This window comes from Pandoraea faecigallinarum (assembly GCF_001029105.3).
Lineage (GTDB): Bacteria > Pseudomonadota > Gammaproteobacteria > Burkholderiales > Burkholderiaceae > Pandoraea > Pandoraea faecigallinarum.
In genome coordinates this window covers 2160935-2173060 of sequence record NZ_CP011807.3, presented here as the reverse complement: position 1 = coordinate 2173060, position 12126 = coordinate 2160935, and the positions used below count along the sequence as shown (strand labels likewise).

The window sequence follows — 12126 nt, the reverse complement described above, 5'->3', positions numbered from 1 at the left end:
CTGCGTACGGCAAAAAGCTATAATTTAGCCAATTATGACAGACTTCGGCAATGCATCATTGACGGTTTGCGGCACGCAAGGCAAGATGCCCGCCCGTTACACGATCTGTCGACGCTCATCCACCACTGGGTAACCACTGGGTAGGGAATCTCCCAAAGTGAAACTGCATCAAGACCCGTCGCAAGCGGCATTGAACACGGTCACCGGCTACGGCCCGGGCTATGTCGAGGTCAACAAGGTTCGTTACGACCACAGCGTCATCATCTCGCCCGAGGGGGAGGTCGCGCCCTGGCCGGTGTCGCGCTTCGATGCGCTCGACGCCGCTCACTTCGACGGGCTTCGCGAGCGCGCCCCGGAAGTCGTGATCTTCGGCAGCGGCGCGCGACTGCGCTTCGCCCATCCCCGCCTGACCACGGCACTGACGAGCCAGCGCATTGGCGTCGATTCCATGGATACGCAAGCGGCCTGCCGCACTTACAACATTCTGATGAGCGAGGGACGCCGCGTCGTGCTCGCCGTGCTCATCGAAACCGAGGCGGCTGAGTGAGCCGCCGCCCCCTCGCCTCCGGCCTGCCGGGCGCCGAACCGCTCACGCCGCAGCCTTTCGCGACACCGCCTGTGCCCCCCACCGCCCCCCACGCCGCCCCCCACGCCGCATACCCGCTGTCCCCGGCCGCCTTCTGGCTGCTGCTTCTGGCGTTCGCACTCGTGTGGTTCGGCGTGCTCGATTACCGTCATCTGATTTCGAGCGACGAAGGCCGTTACGCGGAAATGGCGCGCGAGATGTGGACGACCGGCGACTGGATCACGCCACGCTACAACGGCTACAAATACTTCGAGAAGCCGCCGCTCCAGACCTGGATGAACGCGCTGACGTTTGCCGTCTTCGGGCTCGGCGAATGGCAGGCGCGCCTCTGGACTGCCCTGACCGGTTTTGCGGGTGTGCTGATGGTCGGCTTCACCGGCCGGCGCATATTCAATGCCCGTGTCGGCCTGTTCGCCGCCGCCGCACTGGCCGCCGCACCGCTGTGGTCGCTCCTGGGGCACTTCAACGTGCTCGACATGGGTCTGTCGTTCTTCATGGGGCTGTCGCTGTGCGCGCTGCTGCTCGCGCAACGCCCCGGGCTTGAGCGTCGCGCCGTGCGGGGCTGGATGTGGCTGTGCTGGGCGGCGATGGCGCTTGCCGTGTTGAGCAAGGGGCTGGTCGGCATCGTGTTGCCGGGCGCCGTACTGGTGCTTTACACGCTCGTCACGCGCGACTGGGCGTTGTGGCGTCGCCTTTATCTGGGCAGCGGGCTGGTCGTCTTCCTCGCGATCGCCGCGCCGTGGTTCGTGCTCGTGCAGACGCGCAACCCGGAGTTTTTCGACTTCTTCTTCATCAACGAGCATTTCCGTCGCTTCGCGATGGAAGGCCATAACCGCGACGGTGCGCCGTGGTACTTCGTGCCCGTGTTCGTGGTCGGTTTCCTGCCGTGGCTGTCCGTGCTGCCGGGCACGGTGCGGGCAACCCTGCGCATGCCGCGCCAGCCCAATGGCTTCGCGCCCGCGGCAATGCTCTGGGTATGGTCCGTCTTCATCTTCGTCTTCTTCAGCGCATCGCACTCGAAGCTGATTTCGTACCTGTTGCCGATCGCCCCGGCCATGGCGCTGCTGTTCGGCCTGTATCTTGCGCAAATGCGTCGCGACACGGTGCGCCTGCACCTGGCCGGCTATGCCGTCTTCCTGATTGCCGCACTCGTGATGGTGGCGATCTTCGCCGGACGCGCCGGCAGCGTGCGCAATCCGAACGAACTGTACAAGGCGTTCCAGATCTGGCTGTACTTCGCCGTGGGTGCCGGACTGGCGGGCACGCTCGTGGCGTGGCGCCTCGCGCGTCACAGCGCCCGCCGCGCCCTGCTGACTTTCGCGGGCGGCATGCTGCTGCTCGTGAGCATAGGCGGCATGGGGCACGAAGTGTTCGGCCGCCAGAGCACCGGCGTGTTGCTGGTGCCGGCGGTCAAGGCCGAGATGCAGCGGCTCGGACCGAACGTGCCGTTCTATTCGGTGAACGTGCTCGATCACACCATGCCCTACTACCTTGGGCAGTCCATGATCATGGTGCAACACCCCGACGAGCTCGAATTCGGCGTGAAGCAGGAGCCGCAGAAATGGCTGCCGACGCTCAAGGACTTCTACACCCGGTGGCGTGCCGACCCGAAGGCGCTGGCGCTGGTCGATCCGGATACGTTCGGCCAACTCGAGGCCGAGCATTTGCCGATGCGTATCGTCGCGCGCGATGCCCGCCGTGTCGTGATCTCGAAACCACAGCCCGAAGACGACGTAAAATAGCGCGCTTGGGCCTTTCCGAGACAAGTTGCGGTATCCATAATTATTCACAAACGTTCACAAACGTTCCATGAATCTCGCCACGTTTTCCCTTATTCTCACGGGCGTGCTGCTCAACGCATGCGCTCAGTTGTTGCTGAAGGCAGGCGCCAACGCCATCGGCGCGCTCGAATTCACGCGCGCCAACATCGTGCCCATCGGCATCAAGCTGGCCACGCAGTTGCCGATCATGGGCGGGCTCGTCTGCTATGCCATCAGCGTAGTGGTCTGGATTCTGGCGCTGTCGCGCGTCGAGGTGTCGATCGCCTATCCGATGCTCTCGCTGGGCTATGTCGTGAACGCCTTCGCCGCCTGGTATCTGTTCGGCGAGACGCTGTCGATGCAACGTATCGTGGCCATCGGCATCATTCTCGTGGGTGTTTATATTCTGGCGCGCAGCTAAGGCCGCGCCCGTCGCAAACGCAGAACGCACCGCTTTCGTCCGACCGCTCTCCGCTTTCCACCTTCGGCCTCGGGGCCTTCGGACCGGCGCGTTTTCCATGCATCTTCGAGCTACTTTGAGGCTTAGTCATACATCATGAGCGACTCGGCAACCTCCCAACCGAATCAACCATTCATTCCGTTCACGCGTCCGACGCTCGACGAGGCCACCATCGCCGGTGTGTCCGAAGTGCTGCGTTCAGGCTGGATCACCTCGGGCCCGCAAGTGCAGGCATTCGAGAAGGCACTTTCCGAATATTTCGGTGGCCGCCCCGTGCGCGTGTTCAATTCCGGCACGGCAACGCTCGAGATCGGCCTGCGCATTGCCGGCGTGCAGAGCGGCGACGAAGTCATCACCACGCCGCTGTCGTGGGTCGCAACGTCCAACGTCATTCTGGAAGTGGGCGCCACGCCGGTGTTCGTCGACGTCGATCCGGCCACGCGCAACATCGATCTGGATCTGCTCGAAAAGGCAATCACGCCGAAAACCCGGGCCATCATTCCCGTCTACCTCGCCGGACTGCCGGTGGACATGGACCGCCTGTACGACATCGCCCGCCGCCACAAGCTGCGCGTGGTCGAAGACGCCGCGCAGGCAATGGGCGCCGCCTGGAACGGCAAGCGTATCGGCTCGTTCGGCGATCTCGTGTCGTTCAGCTTTCATCCGAACAAGAACCTGACGTCCATCGAGGGCGGCGCGCTGGTGCTCAACACCGACGAAGAAGCCCGTCTAGCGGAGAAGTATCGTCTGCAAGGCGTCACCCGCTTCGGCCTCGACGGCATGGACGTCGACGTGCTCGGCGGCAAGTACAACCTCACGGACGTGGCCGCCCGTGTGGGGCTGGGCCAGATGCCGCATCTGGCAGCGTTCAATCAACGCCGCACGGAACTGGCGCGACTGTATTTCGATACGCTCGCGGGCGGTGCCGCCGTAAAGCTCGGTGTCGGCCTGCCGCACGCCGATTTCACCAATTCGAACTGGCACATGTTCCAGATCGAACTGCCGCTCACGCGGCTTACCATCGACCGTGCGGGCTTCATGGAGCAGCTGAAGGCGCGCGGCATCGGCAGCGGGGTCCACTACCCCGCCATCCATCTGTTTACAATGTATCGTGCGCTGGGATTCAAGGAAGGACAGTTCCCGCACACGGAACGCCTCGGCCGCGCGATTCTGACGCTGCCGCTGTTCCCCGCCATGACGGATGCCGACGTTGCGCGCGTCTGCGAAGCCGTGAATGCTATTTGCGCTGATCACCAAAAATGAATCGACCCCAACTCTCCGTCGTCATCCCGGTTTATAACGAAGAGGCAGGCCTTGCCGCCCTCTTTGCCCGGCTTTACCCGGCACTCGACAAGCTGGGCGTGACCTACGAAGTGGTGTTCGTCAACGATGGCAGCCGTGACCGCTCGGCTGCCCTGCTTGCCGAGCAATACCGCGCGCGCCCGGATGTCACGCGCGTCGTGCTGTTCAACGGCAACTACGGCCAGCACATGGCCATTCTCGCGGGCTTCGAACACACACGCGGCGAATGGGTCATCACGCTCGACGCCGACCTGCAAAACCCGCCGGAGGAAATCGGCAAACTCGTCGCGCAACTGGCCGCCGGCCACGATTACGTTGGCACGGTGCGCATGAACCGTCAGGATACGTGGTTCCGCCGCAATGCCTCGCGCGCCATGAACCGCCTGCGCGAGCGCATCACGCGCATTCGCATGACCGATCAGGGCTGCATGCTGCGCGGCTATAGCCGTCACATCGTCGATACGGTCAACCAGTGCCGTGAAATCAACACGTTCATTCCCGCACTCGCCTACACGTTTGCGCAGAATCCGACGGAAGTGGACGTCGCGCACGAAGAACGCTTCGCAGGTGAGTCGAAGTACTCGCTGTATTCGCTGATTCGTCTGAATTTCGACCTCGTCACAGGTTTCTCCGTCGTACCGCTGCAATGGCTCTCGGGCGTGGGCATTACGCTGTCGGCCGCCTCGGGCGTGCTGTTCATCGTGCTCATGGCACGGCGTTTCCTGTTCGGCTCGGAAGTCCAGGGCGTCTTCACGCTGTTTGCCGTCACGTTCTGCCTGTTGGGCGTGATCCTGTTCGGCATGGGACTGCTGGGCGAGTACATCGGCCGCATTTACCAGCAGGTCCGCCAACGTCCGCGCTATCTGGTGCAGGCCGTACTGGAAGAACCGGCCGGACGTGCCGAGAGGGCGACGGGCAGCAACGCAAGCGCTTCGCTGAGTACCGGGGCAACCGAATTGGGATCGCATACGTCATGAGCGACCAAGCCGCCAAAGCCGTCGTCTTCGCGTATCACAACGTTGGCGTTCGCTGCCTGCAAGTGCTGCTCGCACGCGGCGTCAACGTCGGCCTCGTGGTCACGCATCAGGACAATCCGAACGAGAACATCTGGTTCGGCAGCGTCGCCGGTGTGGCTGCCGAGCACGGTATCCCGGTCATCACGCCCGACGACCCGGCCGATCCGGCGCTCGCGGAACGTATCCGTGCGGTGTCGCCGGATTTCATCTTCTCGTTCTATTACCGCCACATGATCCCGGTGGACGTGCTGGCCATTGCGCCGCGCGGTGCGTTCAACATGCACGGCTCCCTGCTGCCGAAGTATCGTGGCCGCGTACCGGTGAACTGGGCGGTTTTGCGAGGCGAAACGGAAACGGGCGCGACGCTGCACGAAATGGCGCTCAAGCCGGACGCCGGGGCGATCGTCGATCAGACCTCGGTGCCCATCCTGCCGGACGATACGGCGGGCGAAGTCTTCGAGAAGGTCACGGTTGCCGCAGAGCAGACCCTGTGGCGCTGCCTGCCGGGCCTGATCGCGGGCACGGCGCCGCGCCACACCAACGAACTCGCCGCCGGCAGCTACTTCGGCGCACGCAAGCCCGAAGACGGCCGCATCGACTGGACACAGGCCGCGCAGAACGTCTACAACCTGATCCGGGCGGTCGCACCGCCGTATCCGGGGGCATTTACCGACATTGCGGGGCGTCGCTACGTGGTCACGCGCGCGCGCCTGTCCCGGTCGCCCGCCCCCGCGGGTTTGCCCTGCGGAGTGCAAGTAGTGGATAATGCGCTCCTCGGCGTTTGCGGCGACGCGAACGCCATCGTCATTCAAGAACTCATGCTGGACGGCAAGCCTGTCGTGCCGGAACAGTTTTCCCAGCTCAATCACTGACCGTAATATGAAAAAAGTCCTGATTCTCGGTGTCAACGGGTTCATCGGCCACCATCTGTCGAAGCGCATCCTGGAGACGACCGACTGGGAAGTTTATGGCATGGACATGCTCACCGACCGCCTCGGCGATCTCGTCCACCATGAGCGCATGCACTTCTTCGAAGGCGACATCACGATCAACAAGGAATGGGTCGAGTACCACATTCGCAAGTGCGACGTGATCCTCCCGCTGGTGGCCATCGCAACGCCGGCCACCTACGTGAAGGCCCCGCTGCGCGTGTTCGAACTCGACTTCGAAGCGAACCTGCCGATCGTGCGCTCGGCCGTGAAGTACGGCAAGCACCTGGTGTTCCCGTCGACCTCCGAGGTCTACGGTATGTGCACCGACGGCGAATTCGACCCGGAAAACTCGCCGCTGATCTACGGGCCGATCAACAAACCGCGCTGGATCTACGCCTGCTCGAAGCAACTGATGGATCGCGTGATCTGGGGCTACGGCATGCAGGAAGGCCTGAACTTCTCGCTGTTCCGTCCGTTCAACTGGATCGGCGCCGGTCTCGACTCGATCTACACGCCGAAGGAAGGCTCGTCGCGTGTGGTCACGCAGTTCCTCGGTCATATCGCCCGCGGTGAAAATATCAGTCTCGTCGATGGCGGTCATCAGAAGCGCGCCTTTACCGATATCGACGACGGTATCGACGCGCTGGTGCGCATCATCGACAACAAGGGTGGCATTGCCAGCGGCAAGATTTACAACATCGGCAACCCGACGAACAACTTCTCGGTGCGCGAACTGGCTCACATGATGCTCAAGCTCGCCAGCGAATTCCCCGAGTACGCCGAGACCGCCAAAAAGGTGCAGCTCGTCGAAACGTCGTCGGGCGCTTATTACGGCAACGGCTATCAGGACGTGCAGAACCGCGTGCCCAAGATCGAGAACACCATGCAGGAACTCGGTTGGAAGCCGACCACGTCGATGGACGACGCGCTGCGCAAGATTTTCGAAGCGTATCGCGGTCACGTCGCCGAAGCTCGCCGTCTGGTCGAGGGCGAATAACGCCGGTGCATCGCTCGGCACTGCTTCATCGCGCCTCATCGCGCATGCACAGCGCCTGAACCTCGCACGACACGCCCGGTGCGCCCTCGGCGCATCGGGCGTTTTTGACTTCGGTGTCGACGCCGTCATACGACATTGCGGTGTGACAGTGCAGATCGACTCCATAATTTGATTCGAGATTCGAGATATCGCCTTCCATCCGAGCGACGTCTCCAATATCCTCGCCAAGGACGGCTATGGCCAAGATTGTCCTGAAGATCGACGTCGACACCCTGCGCGGCACGCGCGAAGGGGTGCCCAATTTGCTCGCGGCGCTCGCCGAGCACGACGCGCAGGCGACGTTCCTGTTCAGCCTCGGCCCCGACCATACCGGCTGGGCGCTCAAGCGTGTCTTCCGCCCGGGCTTTCTGAAGAAAGTCTCGCGCACATCGGTTGTCGAACACTACGGCCTCAAGACACTGATGTACGGTACCCTGCTGCCCGGACCCGACATCGGCAAGCGTGCCGCGGACATCATGCGTACCGTGCAGAGCGCCGGCCACGAAACCGGCATCCATACCTGGGATCACACGTACTGGCAGGATAACGTGCGCACGCGCGATGCTGCCTGGACACAGCGTCAGATGTCTCAGGCGCACGCACGCTTCGCACAGATATTCGGCGCGCCACCGCTCGCGCATGGGGCGGCCGGCTGGCAGATGAACAACCACGCGTTCCGCCAAATCGACGCCTGGGGCATGAAGTATTCGTCGGACGGACGGGGGCGGGCACCCCACTATCCGGTCGTGGATGGCGTACGCCTGAATCACGTGCAAATGCCGACGACCCTGCCGACCGTCGACGAGTTGCTCGGTATCGACGGGCGCGACATCGACGGCGTCGCCGAGCATCTGCTTGCCCTGACCCGCCATCCGGCGCAAGATCACGTGTTCACGCTTCATGCGGAACTCGAAGGCCAGAAGCTGGCGCCGTTGTTCCGCCGGTTGCTGGCCGGATGGCGTCGTCAGGGTCACGATCTGATCACGATGGGTCAGTACTACGAGACGCTCGATCTCGCCGCACTGCCCGCGCATCCGGTCGTGTGGGGCGAGATTCCCGGGCGCTCGGGCGATCTGATCCTTGAGGGCCCGGCGGCTGCCTGACCCCGCTGTCCGGCACCCCTATCTTGCCGCGCCACCAGCAAGACGACACCGCAACCAGAATTCGAAACACTTTCCCGAACCGGCCTGAAAACGGCCACCCAAGGAGACCATAGTGACGGTAGCCATCGACACTCCCGTGCCCGATTTCACCGCACCGGCCACCGGCGGCGATTTTTCGCTCAAGGCGCATCGCGGCCAGAAAGTAGTGATCTACTTTTACCCGAAGGACAACACGCCGGGCTGCACGACGGAAGGCATGAACTTCCGCGACAGCTACGACCGGTTCCAGGCCGCCGGCGCGCAGATCGTCGGCGTGTCGCGCGACAGTCTGCGCTCTCACGAGAACTTCAAGAACAAACTGGGACTGCCCTTCCCGCTGATCTCCGACAGCGACGAAGCCGTTTGCAAGTTGTTCGGCGTCATCAAGCTGAAAAAACTGTATGGCAAAGAACACCTTGGAATCGAGCGAAGCACGTTCCTGATCGACGACAAGGGTGTGCTGCGCAAGGAATGGCGCGGCGTGCGCGTGCCCGATCACGTGGCGGAAGTGCTGGCTGCCGTGCAGGCACTGTGACAAGACCCGCCCGGGCGAAACCCGCGTCGCGCGCGGCGCCCCGCCGGCGCACGCCGCACCGGTCGAACGCTATCCGGGCCGGTGTTGCGCAACGCGCCGATGCGACCGCCAGTGAGGACATTCGACGCTATACAAGCACGGCAAGAGACGTTATAGTCGGCCGTAATGATCAAGCGCATTGAACGAGACTATTGCAGGCGTCGCCAAGGCGGCGCCTTCAGCCAAGCCGCCTCTCCGGTGCGTCCGGGCAGGCGGCTTTTTTGTTGCCGGGACGTGATGTATCGCCGTTTGTCCCGGCCGAGTAGTGTTGTGTTTTCTTGAACGGGAAATCTATGCCATTGCCATCGGCGCCGACCAAACCGGGCACGCTGCTTGCCCCGGAACAATTCCCCACTCGCCTCAAACCTTCGCGCACGGAGGCCAAGAAACCGATCCCCTCGTCTGAACAACATGCACTGGGCGAGACGTCCGGTGCTGCGGGCACCACCAACGCGACCGAGTTGAAGGTCGTCCCGAAAACCGCCCCGGCAACGCAGACTGCACCACAGCCGTCGCCCGTCGCACGTTCGCCCCAATCACCGCCGGCGGACTCCGGCGGCGCCAGCGCGTCGCTCAAGTCGGTGAAGCCGACGGCGACGGGCTCAGCTTCGAAACGTACGCGTGGCAAGGATCTGGAACCGGCCAAGCTCTTCGTGCTCGACACGAACGTGCTCATGCACGACCCGAGCAGCCTGTTCCGCTTCGAAGAGCACGACGTCTATCTGCCGATGATGACGTTGGAAGAGCTGGACAACCACAAGAAGGGCATGTCGGAGGTGGCGCGCAACGCGCGTCAGGTGAGCCGCACGCTCGACGGCCTGGTCGCGGAAAGCGGCACGAAGTCGATGGCCGAGGGCATTCCGCTCTCGCGGCTCGGCAACAAGGACGCCACCGGACGTCTGTACTTCCAGACCGATCTTCCCGATGTTCCGCCGCTCGAAGGTCTGCCGCAAGGCAAGGCCGACAACCAGATTCTGGGCGTCGTGCGCGCGTTGCAGGACAAGTTCCGTGATCGTCAGGTCGTGCTGGTGTCGAAGGACATCAACATGCGCGTCAAGGCGCATGCGCTCGGCCTGCCCGCGGAAGACTACTTCAACGACAAGGTGCTCGAGGACAGCGACCTGCTCTACTCGGGTGTCATGGCGCTACCGCCGGACTTCTGGACGAAGCACGGCAAAGGCATGGAGAGCTGGCAGGATAACAGAACCGGCACCACGTTCTACCGCATTACCGGGCCCCTGTGCGCGAGCTTCCTCATCAACCAGTTCGTCTATCTGGAGACGAACAACGGCGAGGCGCCTTTCTACGCGCAGGTTCGGGAAATCAACGGCAAGACGGCGCTGCTGCAAACGCTGCGCGACTATGGCCACCACAAGAACAACGTGTGGGGCATTACGGCACGCAACCGCGAGCAGAACTTTGCGCTGAACCTGCTGATGAACCCCGAAGTGGACTTCATCACGTTGCTCGGTCAGGCCGGCACCGGCAAAACGCTGCTCGCGCTCGCCGCCGGTCTCGCACAGACGCTCGACGAGAAGCGCTACAACGAGATCATCATCACGCGTGCCACGGTGCCCGTCGGTGAAGACATCGGCTTCTTGCCGGGGACCGAGGAAGAGAAGATGCAACCATGGATGGGGGCATTCGACGACAACCTCGAAGTGCTGCAGAAGACGGACGACTCCGCCGGCGAATGGGGCCGCGCCGCCACGCAGGAACTCATTCGCTCGCGACTGAAGGTCAAGAGCATGAACTTCATGCGCGGACGCACGTTCGTGAACAAGTTCGTCATCATCGACGAAGCGCAGAACCTGACGCCCAAGCAGATGAAGACGCTCGTCACGCGCGCCGGCCCCGGTACCAAACTGATCTGTCTGGGCAACATCGCGCAGATCGATACGCCGTACCTCACGGAAGGCAGCTCGGGCCTGACGTACGTGGTGGATCGCTTCAAGGGATGGGGACACAGCGGCCACGTCACGCTTGCGCGCGGCGAACGCTCGCGTCTGGCGGATTACGCCGCGGAAATTCTCTGACACCCGCCTGCGACATCGCGGAAATCGATGCTCAACGCAACGGCGCCTTCGGGCGCCGTTTTTCATTGGCCGTGAGCGACGCTCGCCGCCCCTTCCCCTCAATCCTCACGGCGCTCTGCCGACGAAATCGCCCGGCAAGCCGCGAATTTGTGACGTCAATGCCACAAAAGGTCCGAAATTCGGCACTTTTGCGATGCATTCACACGGCAAGCATCGTAAACTCGGCGCATGCCCTTCCAGCGCCCTCCGAGCATGCCTCGTTCTCCGACTTGTCCGATGGCTCAAAGCAAGACGTCGCCAATAGCACTGGCGGGTCTTCCGTGGCGAAGCGCGGGTGTGCTCGCACTGACACTGCTGGTTGCCGCGTGCTCCTCGGGCCCCACGGTCCGGCAAGGCGGTAGTGCGAATTACGGCAATCGCACCGTCGGCCCCGAGCGCAGCGCCGGGCAAGAGGAAATCACGCTCGAAGCGATGAGCCTAGTTGGCATTCCTTACCGCTACGGCGGCAATACTCCCGATTCCGGTTTCGATTGCAGCGGCCTCGTGCGCTATGTCGTGGCGCGCGCCGCAGGTGTCAATTTGCCCCGCACTACCGCCGACATGAGCGGTGTGGGCACCGTACTGGAACGGGACGACCTCGCCTCCGGCGATCTGATCTTCTTCAATACGACGGGGCGCGCCCACTCGCATGTGGGCATCTATGTGGGACAAGGAAAGTTCGTTCACGCACCGAATTCCGGCGGCACGGTGCGTTTGGAAAGCATCTTCCTCCCTTATTGGGCAAAGCGTATCGACGGTGTTCGGCGTGTGGCGGCCAACAAGGCGCCTGCCGGCAATACAATGTACGTCGATCGTTCGGCACCCGCAGCGCTCGCCGAGGCACCTGTCGCAACCCCGCTGCCGAACGTGCCGATGAGCACCACGCCGAATCGCCCCCTGACGGCCGCAACGCCCTCTCCCATGGAAACGCCCCAGGCGATCTCACCCAGCAGCACCGCAAGGCTCACGGCGCCCCCCGCTCAGGACGACGATCCGATCGCGCGTTTCGCCAACAGTTCGATGTAACGACTTCCGGCTAACGAGATACAGCACGCCGGGCGGCAAGGCGGGCCGGGGCGTCCAGATCGATCGGTGCGCGCTTCGTTGGCGCCCGAAGGGAGACATCCCGCTTCCGGTAGCACCGCTTGTCATCTCTCGCATGACCGCGTTCTCACCGGATGGAATCAGTGCAGTTGCGCGAGCAAGGCGGTGGCCCCGCCGATGTTGATTGCCGCGCCCACCA

11 protein-coding genes are annotated in these 12126 nt (G+C 63.0%); all 11 read left to right on the top strand.

The window, feature by feature from the left end; genetic code table 11:
• Positions 1-157 precede the first annotated feature (157 nt).
• The 11 genes from AB870_RS09770 to AB870_RS09720 all read left to right on the top strand — a co-directional run bounded on the left by AB870_RS09770 (position 158) and on the right by AB870_RS09720 (position 11909).
• Positions 158-547 carry an Mth938-like domain-containing protein gene (locus tag AB870_RS09770; protein ID WP_047907841.1) on the top strand — a complete coding sequence of 130 codons (390 nt, stop codon included), beginning with the start codon at positions 158-160 and terminating at the stop codon, positions 545-547.
• Positions 548-618: 71 nt separating this feature from the next.
• Complete coding sequence (locus AB870_RS09765) at positions 619-2328, top strand: glycosyltransferase family 39 protein (protein WP_047909035.1); 1710 nt, start codon at positions 619-621, stop codon at positions 2326-2328.
• A 67-nt stretch (positions 2329-2395) separates the two neighbouring features.
• Positions 2396-2767, top strand: a complete 372-nt coding sequence (locus tag AB870_RS09760) for an SMR family transporter (RefSeq protein ID WP_047907840.1) — start codon at positions 2396-2398, stop codon at positions 2765-2767.
• A 135-nt stretch (positions 2768-2902) separates the two neighbouring features.
• Positions 2903-4069 (top strand): DegT/DnrJ/EryC1/StrS family aminotransferase, encoded by a 1167-nt coding sequence (locus tag AB870_RS09755; protein WP_047907839.1) that lies wholly within the window; start codon positions 2903-2905, stop codon positions 4067-4069.
• Entirely contained in the window at positions 4066-5085 is a 1020-nt protein-coding gene (locus tag AB870_RS09750) for a glycosyltransferase (RefSeq protein WP_047907838.1), read from the top strand. The genes AB870_RS09755 and AB870_RS09750 overlap by 4 nt, the downstream gene beginning before the upstream one ends.
• Complete coding sequence (locus AB870_RS09745) at positions 5082-5996, top strand: formyltransferase (RefSeq protein WP_047907837.1); 915 nt, start codon at positions 5082-5084, stop codon at positions 5994-5996. Before AB870_RS09750 ends, AB870_RS09745 begins: the two co-directional genes overlap by 4 nt.
• A gap of 7 nt (positions 5997-6003) precedes the next feature.
• Positions 6004-7053, top strand: coding sequence for a bifunctional UDP-4-keto-pentose/UDP-xylose synthase (locus AB870_RS09740; RefSeq protein WP_053059648.1), 1050 nt, complete (start codon positions 6004-6006; stop codon positions 7051-7053).
• Between the two features lie 236 nt (positions 7054-7289).
• The gene (locus tag AB870_RS09735; protein WP_047907836.1) at positions 7290-8195 is read left to right on the top strand and encodes a polysaccharide deacetylase family protein; all 906 of its coding nucleotides are present in this window, start codon (positions 7290-7292) and stop codon (positions 8193-8195) included.
• A gap of 112 nt (positions 8196-8307) precedes the next feature.
• Positions 8308-8769, top strand: a complete 462-nt coding sequence (locus tag AB870_RS09730; protein WP_047907835.1) for a peroxiredoxin — start codon at positions 8308-8310, stop codon at positions 8767-8769.
• Between the two features lie 332 nt (positions 8770-9101).
• Entirely contained in the window at positions 9102-10844 is a 1743-nt protein-coding gene (locus AB870_RS09725; protein WP_047907834.1) for a PhoH family protein, read from the top strand.
• Positions 10845-11120: 276 nt separating this feature from the next.
• The gene (locus tag AB870_RS09720) at positions 11121-11909 is read left to right on the top strand and encodes a C40 family peptidase (RefSeq protein ID WP_047907833.1); all 789 of its coding nucleotides are present in this window, start codon (positions 11121-11123) and stop codon (positions 11907-11909) included.
• Positions 11910-12126 lie beyond the last annotated feature (217 nt).

Bases quoted from the DNA above. Each gene is read 5' to 3' on its own strand.
- AB870_RS09760 (WP_047907840.1), top strand. From the start codon at position 2,396: ATGAATCTCGCCACGTTTTCCCTTATTCTCACGGGCGTGCTGCTCAAC.
- AB870_RS09755 (WP_047907839.1), top strand. From the start codon at position 2,903: ATGAGCGACTCGGCAACCTCCCAACCGAATCAACCATTCATTCCGTTC.
- AB870_RS09750 (WP_047907838.1), top strand. From the start codon at position 4,066: ATGAATCGACCCCAACTCTCCGTCGTCATCCCGGTTTATAACGAAGAG.
- AB870_RS09745 (WP_047907837.1), top strand. From the start codon at position 5,082: ATGAGCGACCAAGCCGCCAAAGCCGTCGTCTTCGCGTATCACAACGTT.
- AB870_RS09740 (WP_053059648.1), top strand. From the start codon at position 6,004: ATGAAAAAAGTCCTGATTCTCGGTGTCAACGGGTTCATCGGCCACCAT.
- AB870_RS09735 (WP_047907836.1), top strand. From the start codon at position 7,290: ATGGCCAAGATTGTCCTGAAGATCGACGTCGACACCCTGCGCGGCACG.
- AB870_RS09725 (WP_047907834.1), top strand. From the start codon at position 9,102: ATGCCATTGCCATCGGCGCCGACCAAACCGGGCACGCTGCTTGCCCCG.
- AB870_RS09720 (WP_047907833.1), top strand. From the start codon at position 11,121: ATGGCTCAAAGCAAGACGTCGCCAATAGCACTGGCGGGTCTTCCGTGG.